This is a genomic window from Variovorax sp. GW821-FHT09D04 (assembly GCF_059416405.1).
The window spans coordinates 707,428-730,042 of sequence record NZ_JBWKPA010000002.1 but is presented as its reverse complement, the minus strand read 5'-3'; the positions used below and the strand labels follow the sequence as shown (position 1 = coordinate 730,042).

The 22,615-nt window shown below is 68.8% G+C and carries 23 protein-coding genes; 14 read left to right on the top strand and 9 right to left on the bottom strand.

Features of this window, described 5'->3' with window-relative positions; translation table 11 throughout:
- Positions 1–38 precede the first annotated feature (38 nt).
- From rsmG to AC07O4_RS09620, 4 genes are all read right to left on the bottom strand, one after another.
- Positions 39–683 (bottom strand): 16S rRNA (guanine(527)-N(7))-methyltransferase RsmG, encoded by a 645-nt coding sequence (gene rsmG / locus AC07O4_RS09635; RefSeq protein ID WP_495304383.1) that lies wholly within the window; start codon positions 681–683, stop codon positions 39–41.
- A complete protein-coding gene (gene mnmG, locus AC07O4_RS09630; RefSeq protein WP_495304382.1) occupies positions 680–2,674 on the bottom strand; it encodes a tRNA uridine-5-carboxymethylaminomethyl(34) synthesis enzyme MnmG in 1,995 nt (664 codons plus the stop codon). The genes rsmG and mnmG overlap by 4 nt, the downstream gene beginning before the upstream one ends.
- A 197-nt stretch (positions 2,675–2,871) precedes the next feature.
- On the bottom strand, positions 2,872–3,759 hold the full coding sequence (locus AC07O4_RS09625; protein ID WP_492742986.1) for a transglutaminase-like domain-containing protein: 888 nt from the start codon (positions 3,757–3,759) through the stop codon (positions 2,872–2,874).
- The gene (locus tag AC07O4_RS09620; protein ID WP_013538518.1) at positions 3,756–3,941 is read right to left on the bottom strand and encodes a DUF1328 family protein; all 186 of its coding nucleotides are present in this window, start codon (positions 3,939–3,941) and stop codon (positions 3,756–3,758) included. Before AC07O4_RS09620 ends, AC07O4_RS09625 begins: the two co-directional genes overlap by 4 nt.
- A 190-nt stretch (positions 3,942–4,131) precedes the next feature.
- On the opposite strand from AC07O4_RS09620, the gene gstA reads away from it, so the two are divergent.
- The 6 genes from gstA to AC07O4_RS09590 all read left to right on the top strand — a co-directional run bounded on the left by gstA (position 4,132) and on the right by AC07O4_RS09590 (position 9,731).
- Complete coding sequence (gene gstA, locus AC07O4_RS09615) at positions 4,132–4,740, top strand: glutathione transferase GstA (protein ID WP_095948432.1); 609 nt, start codon at positions 4,132–4,134, stop codon at positions 4,738–4,740.
- 141 nt (positions 4,741–4,881) lie between these two features.
- The gene (locus tag AC07O4_RS09610; RefSeq protein ID WP_495304381.1) at positions 4,882–5,679 is read left to right on the top strand and encodes an enoyl-CoA hydratase/isomerase family protein; all 798 of its coding nucleotides are present in this window, start codon (positions 4,882–4,884) and stop codon (positions 5,677–5,679) included.
- Positions 5,676–7,505, top strand: coding sequence for an acyclic terpene utilization AtuA family protein (locus AC07O4_RS09605; RefSeq protein ID WP_495304380.1), 1,830 nt, complete (start codon positions 5,676–5,678; stop codon positions 7,503–7,505). The genes AC07O4_RS09610 and AC07O4_RS09605 overlap by 4 nt, the downstream gene beginning before the upstream one ends.
- An 86-nt stretch (positions 7,506–7,591) precedes the next feature.
- Positions 7,592–8,695, top strand: a complete 1,104-nt coding sequence (locus AC07O4_RS09600) for an alkene reductase (RefSeq protein ID WP_307696841.1) — start codon at positions 7,592–7,594, stop codon at positions 8,693–8,695.
- 77 nt (positions 8,696–8,772) lie between these two features.
- A complete protein-coding gene (locus AC07O4_RS09595) occupies positions 8,773–9,258 on the top strand; it encodes a RidA family protein (protein WP_493194838.1) in 486 nt (161 codons plus the stop codon).
- Positions 9,255–9,731: a GNAT family N-acetyltransferase gene (locus AC07O4_RS09590; protein WP_495304379.1), complete on the top strand. Its 477-nt coding sequence runs from the start codon at positions 9,255–9,257 to the stop codon at positions 9,729–9,731. Before AC07O4_RS09595 ends, AC07O4_RS09590 begins: the two co-directional genes overlap by 4 nt.
- A gap of 4 nt (positions 9,732–9,735) precedes the next feature.
- Here AC07O4_RS09590 and AC07O4_RS09585 read toward each other — a convergent pair whose 3' ends face one another.
- Both AC07O4_RS09585 and AC07O4_RS09580 read right to left on the bottom strand, forming a co-directional pair.
- Positions 9,736–11,124 (bottom strand): sensor histidine kinase, encoded by a 1,389-nt coding sequence (locus tag AC07O4_RS09585; RefSeq protein WP_495304378.1) that lies wholly within the window; start codon positions 11,122–11,124, stop codon positions 9,736–9,738.
- A gap of 8 nt (positions 11,125–11,132) precedes the next feature.
- Positions 11,133–11,822 carry a response regulator transcription factor gene (locus tag AC07O4_RS09580; protein WP_056574813.1) on the bottom strand — a complete coding sequence of 230 codons (690 nt, stop codon included), beginning with the start codon at positions 11,820–11,822 and terminating at the stop codon, positions 11,133–11,135.
- 114 nt (positions 11,823–11,936) lie between these two features.
- Between AC07O4_RS09580 and AC07O4_RS09575 the strand changes: the two genes are divergently transcribed.
- From AC07O4_RS09575 to AC07O4_RS09560, 4 genes are all read left to right on the top strand, one after another.
- Positions 11,937–12,818 (top strand): alpha/beta hydrolase, encoded by an 882-nt coding sequence (locus AC07O4_RS09575; RefSeq protein WP_495304377.1) that lies wholly within the window; start codon positions 11,937–11,939, stop codon positions 12,816–12,818.
- A 17-nt stretch (positions 12,819–12,835) separates the two neighbouring features.
- Positions 12,836–13,123: a phosphopantetheine-binding protein gene (locus tag AC07O4_RS09570; protein ID WP_095948423.1), complete on the top strand. Its 288-nt coding sequence runs from the start codon at positions 12,836–12,838 to the stop codon at positions 13,121–13,123.
- On the top strand, positions 13,120–14,412 hold the full coding sequence (locus tag AC07O4_RS09565) for a beta-ketoacyl-[acyl-carrier-protein] synthase family protein (RefSeq protein ID WP_495304376.1): 1,293 nt from the start codon (positions 13,120–13,122) through the stop codon (positions 14,410–14,412). Before AC07O4_RS09570 ends, AC07O4_RS09565 begins: the two co-directional genes overlap by 4 nt.
- A gap of 100 nt (positions 14,413–14,512) precedes the next feature.
- A complete protein-coding gene (locus AC07O4_RS09560) occupies positions 14,513–15,001 on the top strand; it encodes a GNAT family N-acetyltransferase (RefSeq protein ID WP_495304375.1) in 489 nt (162 codons plus the stop codon).
- 12 nt (positions 15,002–15,013) lie between these two features.
- Here AC07O4_RS09560 and AC07O4_RS09555 read toward each other — a convergent pair whose 3' ends face one another.
- Positions 15,014–17,278, bottom strand: coding sequence for a heavy metal translocating P-type ATPase (locus AC07O4_RS09555; RefSeq protein ID WP_495304374.1), 2,265 nt, complete (start codon positions 17,276–17,278; stop codon positions 15,014–15,016).
- A gap of 161 nt (positions 17,279–17,439) precedes the next feature.
- Here AC07O4_RS09555 and AC07O4_RS09550 point away from each other — a divergent pair, with 161 nt between their 5' ends.
- Both AC07O4_RS09550 and cueR read left to right on the top strand, forming a co-directional pair.
- Positions 17,440–17,634 carry a heavy-metal-associated domain-containing protein gene (locus tag AC07O4_RS09550; RefSeq protein WP_062473802.1) on the top strand — a complete coding sequence of 65 codons (195 nt, stop codon included), beginning with the start codon at positions 17,440–17,442 and terminating at the stop codon, positions 17,632–17,634.
- Positions 17,634–18,053: a Cu(I)-responsive transcriptional regulator gene (gene cueR, locus AC07O4_RS09545; protein ID WP_095948420.1), complete on the top strand. Its 420-nt coding sequence runs from the start codon at positions 17,634–17,636 to the stop codon at positions 18,051–18,053. The genes AC07O4_RS09550 and cueR overlap by 1 nt, the downstream gene beginning before the upstream one ends.
- Positions 18,054–18,170: 117 nt before the next feature.
- On the opposite strand, the gene AC07O4_RS09540 is transcribed toward cueR, so the two are convergent.
- The gene (locus AC07O4_RS09540; RefSeq protein ID WP_495304373.1) at positions 18,171–19,121 is read right to left on the bottom strand and encodes a YcjF family protein; all 951 of its coding nucleotides are present in this window, start codon (positions 19,119–19,121) and stop codon (positions 18,171–18,173) included.
- 568 nt (positions 19,122–19,689) lie between these two features.
- Between AC07O4_RS09540 and creB the strand changes: the two genes are divergently transcribed.
- Both creB and creC read left to right on the top strand, forming a co-directional pair.
- Positions 19,690–20,484: a two-component system response regulator CreB gene (gene creB / locus AC07O4_RS09535; protein ID WP_495304372.1), complete on the top strand. Its 795-nt coding sequence runs from the start codon at positions 19,690–19,692 to the stop codon at positions 20,482–20,484.
- Positions 20,481–21,923 (top strand): two-component system sensor histidine kinase CreC, encoded by a 1,443-nt coding sequence (creC, locus tag AC07O4_RS09530; protein WP_495304371.1) that lies wholly within the window; start codon positions 20,481–20,483, stop codon positions 21,921–21,923. The genes creB and creC overlap by 4 nt, the downstream gene beginning before the upstream one ends.
- Here creC and AC07O4_RS09525 read toward each other — a convergent pair.
- A complete protein-coding gene (locus AC07O4_RS09525; RefSeq protein WP_062473812.1) occupies positions 21,917–22,522 on the bottom strand; it encodes a hypothetical protein in 606 nt (201 codons plus the stop codon). The genes creC and AC07O4_RS09525 overlap by 7 nt on opposite strands.
- Between the last annotated feature and the right edge of the window lie 93 nt (positions 22,523–22,615).

The window sequence follows — 22,615 nt, the reverse complement described above, 5'->3', positions numbered from 1 at the left end:
CACCGGCTTTTGCCGGCGCCGTCGCATCTTTTACGAAATCAGGCGGCCTCTTTGCGCGCCCAGACGATGCAACGCTCGGCGTCCAGGCCCGGCACCGTCAGTTGTTCCACGTGAAACACTGCGACGCCGGCCGGCAAGACGGCCAGTTCGTCGGTCGGCACCTTGCCCTTCATGGCCAGCCAGACGCCGCCCGGTGCCAGCAGATGCATCGAGCCGTTGAAGAAATCGGGCAGCGACGCGAAGGCGCGCGAGCTGATCACCTCGTAGCTGCCGGCCAGCGATTCGACCCGCGCGTGCAGGCCACGCAGGTTCGGCAGCTCCAGTTCGGCCGCCACCTGCTGCACAAAGGCCGCCTTCTTGGCGACGGCATCGAGGCAGCTGACCTCGATGTCGGGTCGCATGATGGCGATCACCACGCCCGGCAGACCGCCGCCGGAGCCGACGTCGAGCAGCCTGCCCTTCCCTGCCCACTCGCGCTGCAGCGGTGCGACGGCCGCGAGGCTGTCGAGCAGGTGGTGCGTCATGACGCCGGCCGGGTCGCGCACGGCCGTCAGGTTGTAGACCTTGTTCCACTTGAGCATCAGCGTGCCGTAGGCCAGCAGCTGTTCGCCCTGCGTGTCGGACAGGGCCACGCCCAAGGCGGCTGCGCCTGCACGCAGCGTGTCGAGGGGGGTCGCGCTCATGGTGCGGTGTGCGGCTCGGTGGCTGCAGCTTCGGTGGTTTCGGCGGGCGCGGCGGGCGCGGCGGTATCGACGGCATCGCGGGCGAAGGCCTTGTGCCCGCCCTTGCGCAGGTGAATCATCAGCAGCGAGATCGCGGCGGGCGTGACGCCCGAGATGCGCGATGCCAGCCCCAGCGTTTCGGGCCGGTGCTTGTCCAGCTTCTGGCGCACCTCGAAGCTCAGGGCCTTGACCTGGCCGTAGTCGAAATCGACCGGCAGCTTCAGGTTCTCGAAGTGGGCGGCGCGCTCCACTTCGTCGTGCTGGCGCTCGATGTAGCCGGAGTACTTGGAGGAGATCTCGATCTGCTCGATCTCGGAAGCGCTCAGCGCCGACGACGGTCCGTACTTGCCGCCGTCCAGCGACATCAGGGTTTCGTAGTTCACGTCGGGCCGGCGCAGCAGGTCGGCCAGGTTGTATTCGTGCTCGATGGCCTTGCCCAGCACCCGGGCCGACTCGGTCGCCGGCAGGTTGCGCGGGTTCACCCAGATCGACTTGAGCCGCTCTGTTTCACGTGAAACAGCGTCGCGCTTGCGGCTGAAAGCGTCCCAGCGCGCGTCGTCCACGAGGCCCAGCTTGCGCCCTGCTTCGGTCAGGCGCATGTCGGCGTTGTCCTCGCGCAGCTGCAGCCGGAACTCGGCGCGGCTGGTGAACATGCGGTACGGCTCGGTCACGCCCTTGGTGATCAGGTCGTCGACCAGCACACCCAGGTAGGCCTCGTCGCGGCGCGGCAGCCAGGCGTCTTCGCCCCGGCACTGCAACGCGGCATTGATGCCGGCGAACAGGCCCTGGGCCGCGGCTTCTTCGTAGCCGGTGGTGCCGTTGATCTGTCCGGCAAAGAACAGGCCGCGGATCGCACGGGTCTCGAAGCTGCTCTTGAGCTCGCGCGGATCGAAGTAGTCGTACTCGATGGCGTAGCCCGGGCGCAGGATGTGGGCGTTTTCCAGGCCCGGCATCGAACGCACCAGCTGGTACTGGATGTCGAACGGCAGGCTGGTCGAGATCCCGTTCGGGTAGTACTCGTTGGTCGTCAGGCCTTCGGGCTCGAGAAAGATCTGATGGCTGTCCTTGTCGGCGAAGCGGTTGATCTTGTCTTCCACGCTCGGGCAGTAGCGCGGACCGACGCCGTCGATCTTGCCGGTGAACATCGGGCTGCGGTCGAAGCCCGAGCGGATGATGTCGTGCGTACGCTGGTTGGTGTGCGTCACCCAGCACGGCATCTGCTGCGGGTGCATCTCGACCTTGCCCATGAAGCTGAACACCGGCATCGGCCCTGCCCCACCGGGCATGCCGTCGCCGGGTTGTTCGGTGCACTTCGAGAAGTCGATGCTGCGCCCGTCCAGGCGCGGCGGCGTGCCGGTCTTCAGTCGGCCCTGCGGCAGCTTGAGTTCCTTCAGGCGCGCCGACAGGCTGATCGCCGGCGGGTCGCCCGCGCGGCCGGCCTGGTAGTTGTCGAGGCCGACGTGGATGCGACCGTCGAGGAACGTGCCCGCGGTCAGCACCACGGTGCGCGCGCGGAAAGAAATGCCCACCTGCGTGACGGCACCGACGACGCGGTCGCCTTCGATCATCAGGTCGTCGACGGCCTGCTGGAACAGGCTGAGGTTCGGCTGGTTTTCCAGGCGGTGGCGGATCGCGGCCTTGTACAGCACGCGGTCGGCCTGCGCCCGCGTGGCGCGCACGGCCGGGCCCTTGCTCGAGTTGAGGATGCGGAACTGGATGCCCGCCTCGTCCGTGGCAATGGCCATCGCGCCGCCGAGCGCGTCGACCTCCTTCACGAGGTGGCCCTTGCCGATGCCGCCGATCGACGGGTTGCAGCTCATCTGCCCCAGCGTCTCGATGTTGTGGGAGAGCAGCAGCGTCTTGGCGCCCATGCGTGCGGAAGCGAGCGCGGCTTCGGTGCCGGCATGGCCACCGCCGACGACGATCACATCGAATTCTTCGGGGTACAGCATTGGAAAAAGGAGCGCACCACAGGACGCGTGCGCGGCGCAAAAAAGGGCACTAATTTTAAGCGGCGATGCCCTGCCGCAACCCCTGTGTGGACAAGCTAGGGGGCCACGCCAAAATCGGTCCAGAGCCTCGCCGTCATTGCGCAGGATGCTATATATTTAATAGCAAACAACCCGCATCGGGCGGTCACTTGGGAGGGTCAGAGCACCGGTTCGGGCTTCTCGATGCCCCGCAGCTCGCCACTGGGTGCCGGCGTGCGCGGCGCAATGGCCCGCTCGTCCTGCAATTCGCGCACGGCGAGCTTCTTGTCGGTCATGCGCACCGCGCCGAAGATCGTGGAGAAGGCCACGTCCTTCGCGTCGCGCCCCGTGCCCACGCGCACCAGCCGGTCGACGGGCGCCATGCGCGTTGGATCGAACAGCACCCACTGCCCACCCAGCCATGCTTCGAACACGGCATGGAAGTCCTGCGGCGGTTCGTCGAACCACACATAGCCCACCACCAGCCGCGCCGGAATGTTGAGCGCGCGGCAGAAGGTGATGCCCAGGTGCGCGAAGTCGCGGCACACGCCCGCGCGCTGCACGAACACTTCGCGCGCGGTGGTGGTCGAGTCGCTGCTGCCCGGCACGTAGACGATGCTGTCGTGGATCCAGTCGGCAATCGCCTGCACGCGGCCGATGCCCGGCGGCAGGTCGCCGAAGAGCTGCTGCGCGCAGCGCGCCAGCAGGTCCGACTCGCAATAGCGCGTGGGCAGCAGGTCGCCCAGCACCGCGTCGGGCAGCTGGCTCACCGGCACCTCGGGCAAGGTGGCCGGCACATGCACCACCGGGCGCCGCACCGTCGCGCGGTAGGCGATGGTCAGCGGGCCGGGCGTCGCGTCGAAGCGCACGAAGCGGTTGCCGCTGTCGGGCTCGCAGCCCACCCGCAGCCGCACGGGCGGCTCGATGGTGAGCGTCTCGGCCAGCACCGCCTGCGCACCCGTGCGCGCGGCCTCGATGTTCAGCCGCAGGTGCGCCGGGGCGTCCACCTCGTAGTCCAGGCGCAGGTCGACGTGCGACAGGTGCATGGCATGGGGCAAGGCGGTCAATCGAGCGCCTTCTTCACCGCGCCCACGCCAAGTGCGGCCAGCACCACGAACAGCACCGCCAGCACGAGGAACAGGCCGAACAGCAGCTTGGCGATGCCCGCCGCGCCGGCCGCCACGCCGCCAAAGCCCAGCAGACCCGCCACGAGCGAGATGACCGCAAAAATGATCGCGTACTTGAGCATGGTGAACCACTCCTTGGTTGCTTTGCGGCGGGCATGCGCCGCCGTGTCCGGACTGTAGGAAGCCCCGCCGCGCCGCCCGATAGTCGCCACGCGCGAGCCGCCGTAGGACAAAAACGCGATGCAGCCAAACCCGCTAGCATCCCTTTCGGTCGCACAGATCTTTTCCTTCTATCCATTGGAGTTTTTTCGAATGAAGCTGTACTACTCGCCCGGCGCCTGCTCGCTCTCCCCCCACATCGCGCTGCACGAAGCGGGCATCGCCTTCGAGCCGGTGCTGGCCAGCACCAAGAGCCACAAGCTGCAGGACGGCACCGACTACTACGGCATCAACCCGCTGGGCTACGTGCCGATGCTCGAGCTCGACGACGGCACCCGCCTGCGTGAAGGCCCGGCCATCGTCCAGTACATTGCCGACCTCGCCCCCACCAAGAACCTCGCGCCCGCCAACGGCACCATGCCGCGCTACCGCCTGCAGGAATGGCTGACCTTCATCGGCACCGAGATGCACAAGGGCTTCAGCCCGCTGTTCAACCCGGCCATGCCCGAGGAAGCCAAGTCCATCTCCAAGGACAAGCTCAAGGCCCGCTTCCAGTGGCTCGACGGCGAACTCGCCGCCAAGCAGTACCTGATGGGCGAGCATTTCAGCGTGGCCGACGGCTACCTGTTCACCGTCACCAACTGGACCAAGCCCACCGGCGTGGACATCTCGGACTTCCCCAACGTGCTCGCCTGGCACGCCCGCGTCGCCGCCCGCCCCGCCGTCCAGGAAGCGATGAAGGCCGAAGGCCTGCTGAAGTAAGCAAAAGCGCGCAGAACGCGACGCCAGCGACGATCCGGGCCACCCAAGGGAAAACCCGGATCGCCGCAGCCACAAGCCGCATGCCGCGGCTTTTTTTTCGGGCGACGCTACGGCATCCGTCACCAGGAAGCCGAGCCGCCCATGTCCGAATCCCCTCCCCCTTCTTCCCCGTCCCCCGTCGAGCTGCGCGAAGAGATGCGCGGGCCCGTCATGTGGCTCACCATCGATCGCCAGGAACGCCGCAACGCCATCAACGCGGCCGTGCTCGAGGGCCTGTCCGATGCACTGGCCCGCGCCAACCGCGACACCGCCGTGCGCGCCGTGGTCCTCACCGGCGCCGGCACGCGCGCCTTCTGCGCCGGCGCCGACCTGCAAAGCGGCACCTCGTTCAAGTTCGACTACGCCGCGCCCTACCAGGGCATGGCCGACCTCTTTCGCCAGGCGCGGCAATCGACCGTGCCGCTGATCGCGCGTGTCAACGGCGCCTGCATGGCGGGCGGCATGGGCCTCATGGCGATGTGCGACCTGGCCGTGGCCAGCCGCCAGGCCGTGTTCGGCCTGCCCGAGGTGAAGGTCGGCGTGTTTCCCGCACAGGTGCTCAGCGTGCTCGGCGGCCTGCTGCCGCGCCGCGTGCTGGCCGAGATGTGCATCACCGGCGAGCCGATCGACGCCGCGCAGGCGCTCGAACTGAAGCTGGTCAACCGCGTGAGCGACGACGTCGACGAGAGCGTCGACTGGCTGCTGGGTCGCCTGCTCGACAAGTCGCCCGCTGCCATCCGCCGCGGCCTGTACACGATGAAGAAGATCGAGGCCATGGCCTTCGAGGAATCGATGGCGTTCACCGAAAGCCAGATCGGCCTGTTCGCGCTCACCGAAGACGCGGCCGAAGGCCAACTCGCCTTCCGCGAGAAGCGCAAGCCGCAATGGAGCGGACGATGAACAGCAGCAACAGCAACAACCCCAACGGTCGCGTCGTCCGCATCGGCGGTGCCTCCGGCTTCTGGGGCGACAGCAGCGTGGGCGCGCCGCAGCTCGTGGCCAGCGGGCAGATCGACTACCTCGTGTTCGACTACCTCGCCGAGCTCACCATGTCGATCCTCGCGGGCGCGCGGCTGAAGAAGCCCGAGCTGGGCTACGCGACCGACTTCGTGGCCGTCGCGATGAAGTCCGTGCTGAAAGACGTCGTGAAACAAGGCATCCGCGTCGTGAGCAACGCGGGCGGCGTCAACCCGCAAGGCTGCGCCGATGCGCTCGCGGCACTGGCCGCCGAGCAAGGCATCACGCTGAAGATCGCCGTGGTCAGCGGCGACGACGTGTCGCCGCTGCTGCCCGAACTGCGCGCTTCGCAACCGCCCGTGCGCGAACTGCAGAGCGGCGCGCCGCTGCCCGAGCGCGTGCTCAGCGCCAATGCCTACCTGGGCGCGCGCCCGGTCCAGGCCGCGCTCGACGCGGGCGCGCAGGTCGTCATCACCGGCCGCTGCGTCGACTCGGCCGTCACGCTCGGCGTGCTCATGCATGAATTCCAATGGCAGCCCGGCGACCACGACCTGCTTGCCGCGGGCAGCCTCGCGGGCCACATCATCGAGTGCGGCTGCCAGGCCACCGGCGGCCTGCACACCGACTGGGACACCGTGCCCGACTGGCCGAACATCGGCTACCCCATCGTCGAATGCAGCGCCGACGGCAGCTTCGTCGTCACCAAGCCCGCGGGCACCGGCGGCAAGCTCACGCCCGCCGTGGTCGGCGAGCAGATGCTCTACGAAATCGGCGACCCCGCCGCCTACCTGCTGCCCGACGTGGTGGCCGACTTCACGCAGGTGCGCATCGAACAGGCGGGCGAACACCGCGTGCGCGTGCACGGCGCGCGCGGCCGCGCACCCACCGGCAGCTACAAGGTCTGCGCCACGTATGTCGACGGCTTCAAGACCGCGGCGCAGCTCACGATCGTCGGCTTCGACGCGGTGGCCAAGGCGCGGCGCACCGGCGAAGCGATCCTCGCGCGCACCGGCGCCCTCTTCGCGCAACAGGGCCTCGGGCCCTACAGCGGCACGCAACTCGAAGTGCTCGGCGCCGAGTCCTGCTACGGCCCGCACGCGCAGACACAGGCACAGCAGATCCGCGAGGCCGTGCTGCGGCTCGCCGTGACGCATCCGCGCAAGGACGCGCTGGAGCTGTTCGCGCGCGAGGTCGCGCCGGCCGGCACCTCGTGGGCGCCCGGCACCACGGGCGCGGGCGGCGGGCGCGCCTCGGTGTCGCCGTCGATCCGGCAGTACGCGTTCCTGCTCGACAAGGCGCGCGTGAGCCCGCAGGTGCGCGTCGATGGGCAGGCCGTCGATGTGCCCGCGACGCACGCCACCAGCGACGACCCACCCGCTGTGCGCACCAACGATGAACTGCCCCTGGCCACGCCCGGCGACGACGCCATCGACGTCCCGCTGATCCGCCTCGCGTGGGCCCGCAGCGGCGACAAGGGCGACACCTCGAACATCGGCGTCATCGCGCGCCATCCCGAGCTGCTGCCGCTGCTGCGCGCGCAACTCACCGAGGCGCGCGTGGCCGCATGGCTCGCGCACCTGGTGCAGGGCCGCGTCACGCGCCACGAGGTGCCCGGCATCCACGCCTTCAACTTCGTCTGCGAACAGGCGCTGGGCGGCGGCGGCATGGCCTCGCTGCGCAACGACCCGCTCGGCAAGGGCATGGGACAGATCCTGCTGGCGCTGCCCGTGCGCGTGAGCCCGGCGTTGCTGGCGCGGCTGCTTCCTTAGCACCAATCGGGACAACCGTGCGACAGCAGGGTTGAGACGGGCGGCTTAGCCTTGCGCCTGTTTCAACTCTGCCCCCTCAATCCGCGATGTCCACCCTTTTCGACCCCGTCCAGGCCGGCGACCTCCAGCTCGCCAACCGCATCGTGATGGCGCCGCTCACGCGCAACCGCTCGCCCAACGCGATCCCGCCCGACATCGCCGCCACCTACTACGCCCAGCGCGCCAGCGCCGGCCTGCTCATCACCGAAGCCACCGCCATCAGCCACCAGGGCCAGGGCTACGCCGACGTGCCCGGCCTCTACGGCACCGAACAGCTCGACGCCTGGAAGCGCGTGACCGACGCCGTGCACGCCGAGGGCGGCAAGATCGTCGTGCAGCTGTGGCACGTGGGCCGCGTCTCGCACACCGAACTGCAACCCGGTGGCGGCAAGCCCGTCGCGCCCTCGGCCATCACCGCCAAGACCAAGACCGTGCTCATCAAGGACGGCGTGCCCACCTTCGTTGAAACGTCGGAACCGCGCGCGCTCGACGCGGCCGAACTGCCCGGCATCGTCCACGCCTATGCCGCGGCCGCACGCAACGCCGTCGAGACCGCGGGCTTCGACGGCGTCGAACTGCACGGCGCCAACGGCTACCTGCTCGACCAGTTCCTGAAAGACGGCAGCAACAAGCGCACCGACGACTACGGCGGCTCCATCAAGAACCGCGCGCGCCTGCTGCTCGAGTCCACGCGCGCCGTGGTCGATGCCGTCGGCGGCGGCAAGACCGGCATCCGCCTGTCGCCCGTCACGCCGGCCAACGACGTGCACGACAGCGACCCGCAGCCGCTGTTCACCTACGTCGTGCAGCAGCTCGCGCCGCTGAACCTGGCCTACATCCACATCATCGAAGGCGCCACCGGCGGCCCGCGCGAAATCGCCGACCGCCCCTTCGACTACGAAGCCCTCAAGGCCGCCTACCGCGCCGCCGGCGGCAAGGCCGCCTGGATGGTCAACAACGGCTACGACCGCCCCCTGGCCGAAGAAGCCGTGAAGGAAGGCGACGACCTCGTGGCCTTCGGCAAGCCCTTCATCTCGAACCCCGACCTGGTGCGCCGCCTGCGCGAGCACGCGCCGCTGAACGAGCTCGACAAGGCCACGATGTATGGGGGTGGGGTGAAGGGGTATACGGACTATCCGGCGTTGGGCTGAGCCCCAGCGGCCCCTGAGGGCCATGGCAAGATGCGGCGGACCTCTTCATCAACGTCCGTCGGCAGGAGCGCAACGCCATGGCCCGCATCGAACAACGACTCGCAGCACTCGGCCTCGTGCTGCCCCCTCCCGTCACGCCACCACCCGGCGTCGTCCTTCCCTTCCAGTTCGTCCGCCTCATCGGCCGGCGCGCGATCGTCTCGGGCCACGGCCCGCTCACGGCCGATGGCCGCATCGCTGCGCCGCTGGGCAAGCTCGGCGCAGAGCTGACAGTCGACCAAGGCTACGCCGCCGCGCGCCTCACCGGCCTCGCGATGCTCGGCAGCCTGCAGCGCGCGCTCGGCGACCTGGACCGCATCACCGCATGGACGCGCGTGTTCGGCATGGTGGCCTCGGCGCCCGGCTTTCAACAGCAGCCGGCGGTCATCAACGGGTTTTCCGATCTGATCCTCGAGCTCTTCGGTCCCGAGGTCGGCGCCCATGCGCGCAGCGCCGTGGGCATGGCGGAGCTGCCTTTCGGCATCCCGGTGGAGATCGAGGGCGAGGTCGAGTTCGACGCGTGAGCGACAACGCTGCATCCTGGCATCTGCGTCGCGCCACCGCCGACGACGTGGCGACTGTCACCGCATGCGCGGTCGAGGCCTTCCGCACCTACATCCCGCGCCTGGGCCTCACGCCGCGGCCGATGACGCGCGACTACGCGCAGGCCATCGCACATCTGCAGGTGTGGGTGGCCGAGCGACCGGAGCAACAGATCGGCGCCGCACTGCTGCTCGATGTCACAGACGAAGGCTTCCTGATTGATGTCATCGCCGTGCACCCCGACCACCAGGGCAGCGGCGCGGGTCGCGCCTTGCTCGAACTGGCCGAGCGCGAAGCGCTGCGCCAGGGCCACGCATCGATCTACCTGTTCACGAACGAGAAGATGACCGAGAACCTCGCGCTCTACCAGCGCATCGGCTATGTCGAGTTCCGGCGCGAATCCCTCGACGGGCGCACACGCGTCTATCTGCGCAAGCCACTGACACGCGCGTGAACGGTCAGGCGTCGTCCCCGAAGGTCACGCTCACGCGCAGGCCGGTCGGCTCGGCGGCTTCGAGTCGCAGTTCTGCCCCCAGCAGCTCGGCATAGCGCGCCACGATCGACAGCCCCAGCCCCGCGCCTTGCCCCAGCTTCTGGCCTGCGGGCCCTTGCGCCCAGCGTTGCATGAGGTCGCGCTGTGCCTCGAGCGGAATGCCGGGCCCATCGTCGATCACGCTCAGCGTGCGGCCCGCGAGTTCGACGGTGATCGTGCGTCCGCCGTAGCGCAACGCGTTGTCGATCAGGTTGTCGAGGATGCCCTCCACCAGCGCTTCGTTCGCAAGCACCGTCACGCCGTCGTCGAGGCCGCGCGCGCCCAGGTCGACGCCGCGTGCATCGGCGCGCGCGAGGTGGCGCAGCACGGTCTGCTCGGCCAGCATGTCGAGCGACACGGGCGTGCGCTGCAGGTCGGTGCGCGCCTCATCGGCCAATGCCAGCGCCAGCAGCTGGTCGATCAGGTGGCTCGCACGCGCCTGCCGTTCGGACACGCGCGTGAGCTGTTCGCGCCACACCTCGGTGTCGTGCTGCGCGAGCCCGTACTCGGCCAGCGCGCGAATGCCCGCGAGGGGCGTGCGCAGTTCGTGCGCCACGTTGCCCACGAACTCGCGTTGCGCGCGCACGCTGTGGCGCAGCCGGTCGAACAGCGCGTTGACGGCATCGCCCAGGCGCTGCAACTCTTTCGAGGTCTGCGCCACGGTCACCGGCGAGAGGTCACGCACATCGCGGGTGTCGAGTGCGCGCTGCAACTCGCCGAGCGGACGCAGGTCACGTCGGATGCCATGCCAGAGCCACACGGCCAGCAGCACGAGCAGCAGCACCTGCGGCGCCATGGCATAGAACAGCAGCCGCTGAACCAGTGCGGCGCGGCTCAGCGTGGTCTGGGCCACGATCACGCGGTAGGGCATGTGCAGGCCGGGCTCGGCGTCGTGGTCGAGCACCACAGCGCGTAGCACATTGCCGTCGTAGTCGATGTCGGAAAAACGGTAGCGCGAACCTTCGTCGGGCAACGGCGCCTTCAGGTCGCCCCTGCCGGAGATGAGCGTGCCGTCGAGCCGCTGCACCGAGAAGTAGACCTTGTCGGTCTGGTCGAACAGCACGGTCGCCACCTCGCGCGGCGTGAGCAGCAGCTCGATGCCGCGTTCGCCGGCCTGCACGTTGGCCGACAGCGCATAGGCGTCGTCGAGCATGCCGCGGTCGAAGGCCTGTTCCGAAAAATAGTTGGCGATGACGAGTGCGATCACCGCACCGGCCATCCAGGTCAGCGCCAGCGGCACCAGCACGTTGCGCAGCACGCGCCGCGTGAGCGAAGGTGCAGTGCGCGTGACCGGTGGGGTGGTGGCCTCGCTCACGGGCGGCCTCACACCTCGGCTTCGAGCAGGTAGCCGATGCCACGCAAGGTGCGGATGCCCGCGCCCGAGCCGAGCAGCTTCTTGCGCAGGCGCGAGATGAAGGCCTCGAGCGCGTTGTCGCCCAGCGATTCGTCGAAACCCGAGAGCTTGTCCGACAGCGCCCGCTTGCTCACGGTGCGGCCCGGCGGGCTCATGAGTTCCCACAGCACCTCGAACTCGCGCGCCGGCAAATCGAGCGGCGCGTTCGCGACCGCGAAGCGCCGCGCCTTGCGGTCGAGCTTGAGCTGGCCGAGCACCACGATGTCTTCGGTGCCCTTGGCGCGCCGCACCAGCGCGCGCAGCCGCGCCTCCACCTCGGCGAGGTCGAAGGGCTTGCCCAGGTAGTCGTCGGCGCCCGCGTCGAGCCCGGCGATGCGTTCTTCGGTGCGACCGCGCGCCGTGAGCACAAGCACCGGCGTGCGGTCGCCGCGCGCACGGGCCTGTCGCAAGGCCGTGAGGCCGCTCGCCAGGCCGCTGGTGGGGCTGGCGGTGGCGGGCAGGTTGAGATCGAGCAGCACGGCGTCGAAGGGCTGCACGCGCCACAGGTGGTCTGCATCCTCGACGTTGGTCGACACGTCGACCCGGTGGCCGGCGTCGGCGAGGCTGCGCAGCATCACGTCGCGCAGCACGGTGTCATCTTCCACAAGCAGGATTCGCATGGTGAGTGAATGAGTGGTGGGTGATTTGTGGGTCTGCCCTGGCGATGGACGCGTCAGCGGCCGGTCAGTCGCTCACCGCGATAAACGCGACATGAGCATACGACACACCTTCCGATGAGTGCACGCGATCCCTCCGATCCCTTGAGCCTGGTGTCCCCCGCCGTGCAGCGCACCGCGGTGGTTCTGCTGCATGGTTTATGCAGCACGCCTGACGAGTTGCTGACCGTGCAATCGACCCTTCAGCGCCACGGGTATGCGGTGCAGCCGCTCTGCATCGCGGGCTACTCGTTCGACGCCGCCGCGCCGCTGCAGCAGGCCGTGCCTTTCGAACGCTGGCTCGACACCCTCGAGGCGCACGTGAAGGCGCTGCGGCGCACGCACGACCGCGTGATGCTGGTCGGCATCTCGGCCGGCGCCTCGCTGGCCCTGGGCGGCGCCATCCGCTGCGGGCGCGAGGTGGACGCGCTGGTGCTCATGTCGACCACGCTGCGCTTCGACGGCTGGGCCGTGCCGCGCACGCGCTTCCTGCTGCCGTTGGCCTTCTACACACCGCTGGGCCGCCTCTGGCAATACCGCGAGCGCCCGCCCTACGGCGTGAAGAACGAGCGCGTGCGCACCTGGATCGAGCGCGAGCTGCGCCATCGCCAGGTCTCGCGCGCCGGCAGCGCGGTCATCGGCGTGGGTCACCTGCGCGAGCACGACCGGCTGATCCGCCACGTGCGGCGGCGCCTGAACGACGTGCAGTGCGAACAGGTGCTGGCGCTGCATGCGCGCGAGGACGAGGTGGCCAGCCTGTCCAACCTCGACCTGCTGGTGCGCGGGCTGCGCTGCGCCTCGTTGCATACCGTGGTCCTGAACAACAGCTACCACATGATCAGCATCGACAACGACCGCCAGCAGGTCGTGCGCGAGACCCTCGCCTTCGCCGAGACCGTGGCCCACGGCCCGGTGCCCGAACCCGTGTTCCGCGTCCGCGGACTTGCTCTTCACGCCTGAAAGAAAGGAACCTCCTCATGTCTTCCTCTCCCACCTTCAACAGCATCGCCACCATCCTCGAGACCGACTTCCGCGTCGCGCGCACGGCCATCTCGCCGGCCACCGCGCTGTCGGACCTCGGCCTCGATTCGCTGGCGCTCATGGAGTTCGTCTTCGCGGTGGAAGACGCCTTCCACCTGCGCATTCCCGAAGACCGGCTCGACCCGCGCGAGGCCGGCATCACGCTGCAGCGGCTGTGCGAGGTGATCGATGCCGAGGGCGAAGCTGCCGCCGCACGCGCCGAACCCATGGCAGCCGCCGCATGAGCAGCGGCGCCGCCCATGCCGTGCTGGCGGCCACCGCCACGGCCCACACCGCTGCCGCACCCGTGCACGTGAGCGGGCTCGGCTTCATCACGCCGCTCGGACGCAGCATAGAAGCCTTCGACGATGCACTGTTCGCCGGCCGCTCCGCGGTGCGCGCGCAGACCCTCGAGATTCCCGGCATGGACCCGATGGCCATCGCCGCCGCCACCTGCGACTTCGACGCCAGCAGCGTGCGCAGCGCCTCGCGCCTGCCGCTGGACCGCGGCACCGCGATGGCCCTGGCCGCCGCACAAGACGCCGCGGTCGATGCCGGGCTCGACCTCGACACCATCGACCGCGACCGCCTCGGCGTCTTCTGGGGCAGCGGCCTGGCCGGCGCCGGCACTTTCGACGCCACCACGCGCGCGCTCTACGGCGAACAGCGCCGCATGCGCCCCACCACCGTGCTCACCGTGATGCCCAACGCCGCGGTCGCCGAACTGGCGCTGCACTTCGGCGCGCGCGGCGCGGCATTGGCCTATGCCTGCGCCTGCGCTTCCTCCGCGGTGGCCATCGGCGAAGCCATGCGCGCCATCCGCGGCGGCTGGATCGACATCGCCATCGTCGGCGGCCACGACGCGATGCTCACGCCCGGCGTGATGGCCAGCTGGCACGCGATGCGCGTCATGGCACCGCCGCCGGCCGATGCGCCCGCCACCGCCTGCCGTCCGTTCTCGGGCGACCGCGCGGGCTTCGCCATCGGCGAGGGCGCGGCGGCGCTGGTGCTCGAATCGGAGGCCCATGCGCGGGCACGCGGTGCCGGCGCGCAGCCGTTCGTGCTCAGCGGCTACGCCAGCAATTGCGACGGCACGCACATCACCAACCCCGACCCGGCCGGCCAGGTGCGCGCCATGCGTGCCGCGCTGCGCGACGCCGGGCTCGTGCCCTCGGACATCGGCCACATCAACGCCCACGGCACGGCGACGAGCGCGGGCGATGCCGCCGAGGCCGCGTCGATCGGCGAACTCTTCGGCGACGCCGCACCGGTCAGTGCGACCAAGGCGATCCACGGCCACGTGCTGGGCGGCGGCGGTGCCATCGAACTGGTGGCCGCGCTGCGCGCGCTGGCCCGCGAGACCCTGCCGCCCATCGCCCACCTGCACACGCCGGATGCCGCGTTCGGCAACGTCGACTTCGTGCGCGGCGCCGCGCGCGAGGCACGGGGGCTGCGCCATGTGCTGTCGAATTCCTTCGCCTTCGGCGGCACCAACGCGGTGATCGTGGCGAGCCGGCGCTTCCCGGAGGATTGAGCTTCGAGGGAAGAAAAAGGCGGGGCGGTTGTCAGCACCGCCTTGCCATGGCTATGCTCGGCCGCATCCATCCTTGCGGACCTCATTGAAGAAGCGCGACATGCCCCTGCGCCGCCTCGCCACATCCTCGGACTTCGACGCCGTCTTCGATCTCTACATGCACGAGCGGGTCGTGCCCTACCTGGGCTACGACCCGATGCCGCGCGACGACTTTCGCCCGATCTTCCAGGGCCTGCTCGACAGCGGTGGCTTCTTCATCTTCGAAGTCGATGGCCGGCTCGCCGGCTTCTACCGCGTCACGCGCTACCCGGGCCGTGCACAGCATGTGGCGAGCCTGGGCACGCTCGCGGTCGATCCCACATTGCATGGCCGTGGCATCGCGCAGACCATGGTGACCGACGTGCTCGCGCGGCTGAAGGCCGAAGGCGTTCGCCGCGTCGAGCTGATGGCCGAGAGCGACAACGCCACGGCCCTTCGTTTCTATGCCCGGCTGGGCTTCGTGCAAGAAGGCACGCTGCGCCAGTTCTACCGCCGGGCCGGTGAGGCGGACTTCGTCGACGAGCACCTGATGGCGCTGCTGTTCGACTGATACGCGGTTCGGTCAGTGGTGTTGTGGGTGCTTGGGCTTCCAGCGCCGCAGCAACAGCGCATTGGCCATCACGCTCACGCTCGACAGTGCCATGGCCGCGCCGGCCACCACCGGGCTCAGCAAGCCGAAGGCCGCGAGCGGGATGCCGGCCACGTTGTAGGCGAAGGCCCAGAACAGGTTCTGCCGGATCTTCGCCACCGTGCGGCCTGAGAGCTCGAGCGCTTCGGCCACGAGCGCGAGGTCGCCGCGCATCAGCGTGATGCCGGCCGCTTCCATCGCCACGTCGGTGCCGCCGCCCGACGGCGCCATCGCGATGCCCACATCGGCCGCGGCGAGCGCGGGCGCGTCGTTCGCACCGTCGCCGACCATCGCGACCACATGGCCGTTCTTGCGCAGCACGCTCACCTGTTCGGCCTTGTCGGCCGGCAGCACGTCGGCGCGCACATCCTCGGCCGGAATGCCCAGGCGGGCCGCCATCGCCTGCGCCGCGCGCAGGTTGTCGCCCGAGATCATCACCACGCGAAGGCCGCGCGCACGCAAGGTGCGGATCGCTTCGGCAGCTTGCGGCTTCGGCTCGTCGGCGAAGGCCAGCAGCGCCTGCACATGCGCGGAACCGGCATCGTCGAAGCGCAGCAGCGCGGAGACCGTGGCGCCCTGCGACTGCAGGCGCTCGATGTCGGCCTCGGCCGGCATCGCGTCGAGTTCGCGGCACCAGCGCAGGCTGGCGATGGCCCAGGTCGCGCCGTTCACTTCGCCGCGCACGCCCCGCCCCGGCATCGCCTGCATCGCACCGAGCGGCGGCGCCTGCACGCCGCGTTCGGCAGCGGCAGACAACACAGCGCGTGCCAGCGGATGCTCGCTGCCGCCTTGCAAGCTGGCGGCCGTGGCGAGCAGGTCGTTCTCCTTCGCCAGCGCACCGGCCGCGGGCAGCAGCGCCGTGAGCACGGGGCGGCCCACCGTCAGCGTGCCGGTCTTGTCGAAAGCCACGGTGTCGACGCGGTGTGCAATTTCCAAAGCCCGTGCGTCCTTGATGAGGATGCCGTGCTTCGCGGCCACGCCCGTGCCCGCCATCACCGCCACCGGCGTCGCCAGGCCCAGCGCACAGGGACAGGCAATGACCAGCACCGCCACCGCATGGATCAGCGCGGTCTCGACGCCGGCGCCCGCGACCATCCAGCCCGCGAAGGTGACGAGCGCGATCACCAGCACCACCGGCACGAACACGGCCGCCACCTGGTCGACCATGCGCTGGATCGGCGCCTTCGCGGCCTGCGCGTCCTCGACCAACCGGATGATGCGCGCCAGCACGCTCTCGGCGCCGACCGCGCGCACCTCGATCACCATGCGGCCGTCGCCGTTCACCGCGCCGCCGGTCAAGTTGTCGCCGGGGTTCTTGGCCACGGGCAGCGGTTCGCCCGTGAGCATCGATTCGTCGACCTCGGACTGCCCTTCGAGCACGCGCGCATCGGCCGGCACGCGTTCGCCGGGGCGCACGGCGAGGCGGTCGCCGACCATCACCTCGGCCAGAGGCACGTCGCTTTCCTTGCCGCGTGCGTTGATCAGGTGCGCCACTTCGGGCCGCAGCTGCTGCAGCGCGCGGATCGCCGAGGTGGCCTGGCGCTTGGCGCGCGCCTCGAGCCACTTGCCCAGCAGCACCAGCGTGATCACCACCGCCGAGGCTTCGAAGTACAGGTGCGGCACCATGCCGTGCCCCGCATGCTCGCCGGTGGCGGCGCGCCACCACAGCCACAGCGACAGGCCGAAGGCCGCGCTGGTGCCCAGCGCCACCAGCAGGTCCATGTTGCCGGTGCGGGCCCTGGCCGCGTGCCAGCCCGCGCGGTAGAAACGCGCGCCAAGCCAGAACTGCACCGGCGTCGCGAGCAGCAGCTGCACCCAGGGCGGCAGCATCCAACTCTGGCCGACCAGGTCGCCGAGCATCGGCGCCATCAGCGGGATCGACAGCGCCAGGCCGATGGCCACGGGCATGAAGCCGTGCCAGGGCGACAGCGCGGCGGCCTCGTCCTGCGCGGTGCTTTCGGCGCGCGGCTCGTAGCCGGCGGCGCGCACGGCGCGGCGCAGCAGCAGGGCCATGTCCTCGCCGCCGGTGGCCACGATGCGGGCCGACTCGGTCGCGAGGTTGACGCTCACGTTCTGCACGCCGGGCACGTTCTTGAGCGCGCGCTCCACGCGCATCACGCACGAGGCGCAGGTCATGCCGCCGACCGAGAGGTCCAGCGTGGCGGCGGCCGCGGAAGGTTGAGGCTGAATGTGTTCCATGGTCCCGAGGCTAAAGCCTGACACCATGGCAAGGTCAAGCGCGGTGGCTTCAAAGCCCTTGGCTGGACGTTGACATCGTGAGAGGGTTGAAACTGGCGTTGTCCCCGATTCGGGTGTTCAATCCTTCCACCCTTCATTCATTCCGACAAGGAGCAACGACGATGAGCCAGAAATTCCAGGTCTCCGGCATGAGCTGCAACCACTGCGTGGAGGCGGTGCAGGACGCGGTGCAGACGGTCGACCCGCACGCGCAGGTCACGGTCGATCTCGAAACCGGTCATGTGGACGTGTTGAGCCAGCAGCCGCGCCAGGACATCGTGGTCGCGATCGAGAACGCCGGCTACACCGTTCAATGATGACGGCGACCACGGCCCACGGCCGCCAGGTGGCCATCGGCGAGGCCGCGCGGCTGTCGGGCGTGTCGGCGCGCATGGTGCGCCATTACGAAGGCCTGGGCCTGCTGCCCGCGGTGGCGCGCACCGAGAGCGGCTACCGACAGTACAACGACGCCGACATCCACACGCTGCGCTTCATCAAGCGCTCGCGCGATCTCGGGTTCTCGATGGAAGAAATCGCCGAACTGGTCGGCCTGTGGCACAACCGCCGCCGCGCCAGCTCGAGCGTCAAGCGCATCGCCCAGAAGCACCTCGGTGAACTGGAACAGCGCATCGCCGACATGCAGTCGATGCGCAGCACGCTCGCGCACCTCGTGCATTGCTGCCACGGCGATGCGCGGCCGGATTGCCCCATCCTCGACGACCTGAGCCAGGTCTAGCCGGCGGTCCCTTCGTGGAACACCGAGGAACCGGCTTTGCCGGGCCTCAGGTGTTGCCCCCGGTAGGGGGTTGGAGAAGCGACACGAAGTGCGCGAAGCCTGGGGGCGAGCCTGTGATCAGGCGTTCTTGACCAGCGACAACACCTGGCTCGTGTCGAGGGTGCGCGCGCGTTCCTTGATCGCCGGCAGGTACTGCGTCTGCAGGCCCTGCCCTTCCTTCACCACGTTGGAGAACGCGTCCTTCAGCATCTGCGTGGAGAGCGTGCGCCCGCCCGCGTAGTAGCGCTTGGCCACGTGGCCCAGCGCATAGGTCGACGCGAAGCTCATGCCCGAACTCACGGCCTGCTTGCCGAGACCGCCCAGCAAACCGCCGCCGACCTTGCCCAGCAGGCCGCCGAGCAGCTTGCGCCCGGCCTGCTCCAGGTACTGCGAGGTCAGGCCCACGCCCACGGTGGCCAGGAAATCCTTGATGTGGCCGGTGTCCAGCTGATAGCCGTGCGCCTGCCCGATGCGGTAGACCAGCTTCATCTGCAGCGGAATGATCGCCATGGTCGACAGCGTCTCGGGCAGCAGCTCGAGCGCGCCGTTGAGGATGGCGGCGTTGAGGATCGCGCGGTCCAGCTCGGTGCTGTCGGGCGCCTGCGGCGCCGCGGGGGTCGCCGCAGTTGCAGCCGTTACCGCCACAGCCGCCGGCACCGCGGCGGCAATGTCTTCCGCCCGCTGCGAGAACTGCGCCGCCGAGGCGTCCAGGCCGAGCGAGCTGCGCACGTCCATCAGGAAGAGCCGCTCCGGCTCCGACTGCACGCCGTCGGCGTCGCACATGCACACCGCCATCTCGTACGCCAGCTGACGCGACTCAGCGCTTTTCAGCTCGCCGGCCACCGAGGCCAGCGACACCCGCTTCATCAGCACGTCCTGGTAGATCGTCGGCAGGTTCACGCCGTCGGCCTGCGACAGGCCCTCGGCGATGCGCTTGATCTCGGCGCGCTCGCGTTCGTGCTTTTCGCCGTCGACGAAGGCCGCCAGCAGGCTCAGGGTGACGATCGCTTTTGTTTCAGAAGGTGTCATGTTCGAGTTTTTTCGTCATGTGAAGGAGTGGATTGGGTCCGCGTGGCGCCCGAAGGTTCCTCCACGCGTTCTCCCCACAAAACTGGGGCAACTCTGTGGATAACCCCGGCACTGCTCTGTAGGGGCGTTGCAAGTTGTTGATTTTCAATGGAAATCTACAACCTGCTCAATTAACAGGCAATGAATTTCTCGACCCGAAAACCGTCTTCGCAGAATTGGCGAAGGCTGTCAAAGGACAACTCTGGGGAGAGTTTTTGCACAAGCCATCGGTTATCCACAGGGCCGGCGGGTTACCCCATGTTGTCCAAGTTGCGGGTACACCACGGAAGCGCGGGTGCGCACAGTGACGCGGGCATGACAAGTCGTTGTCACGTCAAGGAAAAAGCGACCTTTCCACAGACCGGTGCGACCCTTATCTACTACTACTAATTTGAATAAGAAGAATAAGAAGACAGGAAGAGGAAAAGCCGCGCCCGAAAAAAAAGGCCGCGAAAGGCCGCGCCGGTCGCCGGCGCCTCGGACGGAAAACCGGGCACGGGTGGTCCGTGGCCCTCGCTAACATCGCCGGATGAGCTTCAAACCCCGGATCCTGATTGCCGAAGACGAATCGGGCATCGCCGACACGCTCCAGTACGTTTTGAGCAGCGACGGTTTCCAGCCGGTCTGGTGCGCCACGGCCGAAGAAGCCATCGCGCAGTTCGCGCAGGAGCGCCCCGCGCTCGCGATCCTGGACATCGGATTGCCCGACCTGAACGGCTTCGAGCTCTTCAAACGCCTCCAGGCGCTGAACCAGTCGATGGGCGGCCCGGAGGTACCGATGGTGTTTTTGACGGCCCGCAGCGACGAAATAGACCGCGTGGTGGGCCTCGAACTGGGTGCGGACGACTACATTGCCAAGCCGTTTTCACCCCGCGAGCTGGTCGCCCGCGTGCGGACCATCCTGCGGCGCAGCGCCAGAAACGGCCCAGGAAGCCCACCAGCGGCCGCAGCGCCGATTCATGGGGTACCCCATCAAAACGCGCCGGCGCCGCCTCCAGCGGCGCCACAGACCCCTGCAACCCCCTTTGCGCTCGACAGCGAGCGCATGCAGATCCGGTATTACGGACGGCTGCTGGAACTCTCGCGCTACGAATACGGCCTGCTGAAACTCATGGTCCAGCGCCCGGGGCGCGTGTTCACGCGCGACGAACTGCTCGAACTGGTCTGGGACGACGCCAGCGACAGCTTCGACCGCACGGTCGACGCGCACATCAAGACGCTGCGTGCCAAGCTCAAGACCATCGCGCCGGAGGTGGAGCCGATCCGCACGCTGCGCGGCACCGGCTACGCGCTGCACGAAGATCTGCCCGCCAGCAGGGAATGACGCGGCGCACGCGAATTTTTATCGGCATCCTGCTGATCTACACGGCGGGCATCGCCTTCCTGCTGTACCGCGTCGTTTCCGACATCGACCCGCGCTACCGCGAGTCGGCCGAGGAATCGCTGGTCGAAACCTCGCAGCTCATGGCCAGCCTGGTCGAGCAGGACGTGATCGCCGGCGCCATCAACACCGCGCGGCTGGAGCCGCTCTTTCGCAGCGTCTACACGCGCGAGTTTTCGGCCCAGATCTACAACCTGCACAAGAGCCGGGTCGAGCTGCGCGTGTACGTCACCGACCGCACCGGCCGCGTGATGTTCGATTCGCTCGGCCGCCACCTGGGCAACGACTATTCGCAGTGGAGCGACGTGAAACGCACGCTCGGCGGCCTGTATGGCGCGCGCACCTCGCGCGACGTCGACGGCGACCCGCGCACCTCGGTGATGTACGTCGGCGCGCCGATCCGCTGGAACGACGAGATCGTCGGCGTGGTCAGCGTCGGCAAGCCGGTGCAGAGCTTCGGCCAGTTCGTCGAGGACGCGCGCGTGCGCACCATCTGGGTCGGCGTGGGTTCGGCGCTGGCGCTGCTGCTGCTCACCGTGATCGTCTCGGTCTGGCTGGTGCGGCCCTTCGGCCTGATCCGCGACTACTGGACCTGGGTGCGCGCGCAGCGCAGCCTGAGCCTGTCGCGCATGGCGCGGCGCGCGGTCGATGCGGTGCGCACCGGCTTCGGCGAAATGCGCGATGCGCTCACCGGGCGCAACTACGTGGCCGACTACGTGCAGACCTTCACGCACGAAGTGAAGAGCCCGCTCTCGGCCATCCGCGGCGCGGCCGAGCTGCTGCAGGAACCGCAGATGCCGCACGACCAGCGCGAGCGTTTCCTGAAGAACATCGAACGCGAAACCCAGCGCATCCAGGAAATCGTCGACCGCATGATGGAGCTCACCGCGCTCGAGACGCGGCGCACCCTCGACCGCACCGAACCCGTGGCGCTGGGCCCGCTGATCGAAGACATTGCCGCCAGCGCGCAACCCGCCGCGGGCCGGCGCGGCATTCAGTTGATCGTGAACATTCGCGAGCCCGCGCGCGTCGAGGGCGATCCGTTCCTGCTGCGCCGCGCGATCAGCAACCTGCTCGACAACGCGCTCGACTTTTCACCGCCCGACAGCGAGGTGCTGCTGACGCTGGAAACCACCTCGCGCCTGGCGCGCATCAACGTGCGCGACCACGGCCCGGGCATTCCGGACTACGCGCAGGAAAAAGTCTTCGAGAAGTTCTATTCGCTCGCCCGGCCGCACAGCCAGAAGAAGAGCACGGGGCTCGGCCTGGCGTTCGTGAAGGAAATCGCGACGCTGCACCGGGGCCGCATCGACCTGGGCAATGCGACGCGCGGCGGCGCCGTGGCGACGCTCACGCTGCCGCTGCTGTCAACCCATCACTGACCCACGAGCGCGCGGTAGGCCTCGCGCGTCTCGGGGCTCACGGCGTCGAGCAACTGCTCGTACGAAGTCTGGTGCCGCGCCAGCATGCGTGCCGAGGCCACGGCCTTCGACTTGCAGAACCAGTGGCAGGTGTGCTGCATCAGGAACAGCTCGGCCGACATCGTGAAGGCCTTCGATTTCGGCGAGCGGCCCGCCGCATTTTTCGCCACGCCCGCGATGCCGCGCGCATGAATGCGCAGTGCTTCGCGCAGGTCGAAGCTCGCGGAGGGGAACAGCGTGGTGGCGAACGGCAAGGCCACGGGCAGGCGGCTCACGCGCGTGTCGGCTTCGGGTTCGCGCGCCAGCTCGGCGGCGAAGGTCTCGAACTGGCCCGCGAGCTTTTCCTCGGTGGCGTCGAGCAGGTGCCAGATCTGCTGGCGGCGCTCGGCGTCGTCTTCGCCGAGGCAGCGCAGGTAGCCCTGGGTCAGGCTCTCCATCAGCTTCTCGATCTGGTAGCGGCCCAGATGGCGACCGAGCAGCGCGATGCGCTGGCGCTGTTCCTTGGACTTGAGGATGTAGAAGCCGGCGGCGATCAGGGCCACCAGGGTGAGGATTTCCATGGATGCGAGAAAAGGGGAGAAAAGAGAAGAGACAAAAAAGAAGCGGGGGCCGCGGCACCGAGTGTAGGCACCGCGCGTCCCCCGCGTCTTTGG

Coding starts and splice junctions, on each gene's coding strand:
- rsmG (WP_495304383.1), bottom strand. CDS start 683: ATGAGCGCGACCCCCCTCGACACGCTGCGTGCAGGCGCAGCCGCCTTG.
- mnmG (WP_495304382.1), bottom strand. CDS start 2,674: ATGCTGTACCCCGAAGAATTCGATGTGATCGTCGTCGGCGGTGGCCAT.
- AC07O4_RS09620 (WP_013538518.1), bottom strand. CDS start 3,941: ATGCTCAAGTACGCGATCATTTTTGCGGTCATCTCGCTCGTGGCGGGT.
- gstA (WP_095948432.1), top strand. CDS start 4,132: ATGAAGCTGTACTACTCGCCCGGCGCCTGCTCGCTCTCCCCCCACATC.
- AC07O4_RS09610 (WP_495304381.1), top strand. CDS start 4,882: ATGTCCGAATCCCCTCCCCCTTCTTCCCCGTCCCCCGTCGAGCTGCGC.
- AC07O4_RS09605 (WP_495304380.1), top strand. CDS start 5,676: ATGAACAGCAGCAACAGCAACAACCCCAACGGTCGCGTCGTCCGCATC.
- AC07O4_RS09600 (WP_307696841.1), top strand. CDS start 7,592: ATGTCCACCCTTTTCGACCCCGTCCAGGCCGGCGACCTCCAGCTCGCC.
- AC07O4_RS09595 (WP_493194838.1), top strand. CDS start 8,773: ATGGCCCGCATCGAACAACGACTCGCAGCACTCGGCCTCGTGCTGCCC.
- AC07O4_RS09580 (WP_056574813.1), bottom strand. CDS start 11,822: ATGCGAATCCTGCTTGTGGAAGATGACACCGTGCTGCGCGACGTGATG.
- AC07O4_RS09575 (WP_495304377.1), top strand. CDS start 11,937: ATGAGTGCACGCGATCCCTCCGATCCCTTGAGCCTGGTGTCCCCCGCC.
- AC07O4_RS09570 (WP_095948423.1), top strand. CDS start 12,836: ATGTCTTCCTCTCCCACCTTCAACAGCATCGCCACCATCCTCGAGACC.
- AC07O4_RS09565 (WP_495304376.1), top strand. CDS start 13,120: ATGAGCAGCGGCGCCGCCCATGCCGTGCTGGCGGCCACCGCCACGGCC.
- AC07O4_RS09560 (WP_495304375.1), top strand. CDS start 14,513: ATGCCCCTGCGCCGCCTCGCCACATCCTCGGACTTCGACGCCGTCTTC.
- AC07O4_RS09555 (WP_495304374.1), bottom strand. CDS start 17,278: ATGGAACACATTCAGCCTCAACCTTCCGCGGCCGCCGCCACGCTGGAC.
- AC07O4_RS09550 (WP_062473802.1), top strand. CDS start 17,440: ATGAGCCAGAAATTCCAGGTCTCCGGCATGAGCTGCAACCACTGCGTG.
- cueR (WP_095948420.1), top strand. CDS start 17,634: ATGACGGCGACCACGGCCCACGGCCGCCAGGTGGCCATCGGCGAGGCC.
- AC07O4_RS09540 (WP_495304373.1), bottom strand. CDS start 19,121: ATGACACCTTCTGAAACAAAAGCGATCGTCACCCTGAGCCTGCTGGCG.
- creB (WP_495304372.1), top strand. CDS start 19,690: ATGAGCTTCAAACCCCGGATCCTGATTGCCGAAGACGAATCGGGCATC.
- creC (WP_495304371.1), top strand. CDS start 20,481: ATGACGCGGCGCACGCGAATTTTTATCGGCATCCTGCTGATCTACACG.
- AC07O4_RS09525 (WP_062473812.1), bottom strand. CDS start 22,522: ATGGAAATCCTCACCCTGGTGGCCCTGATCGCCGCCGGCTTCTACATC.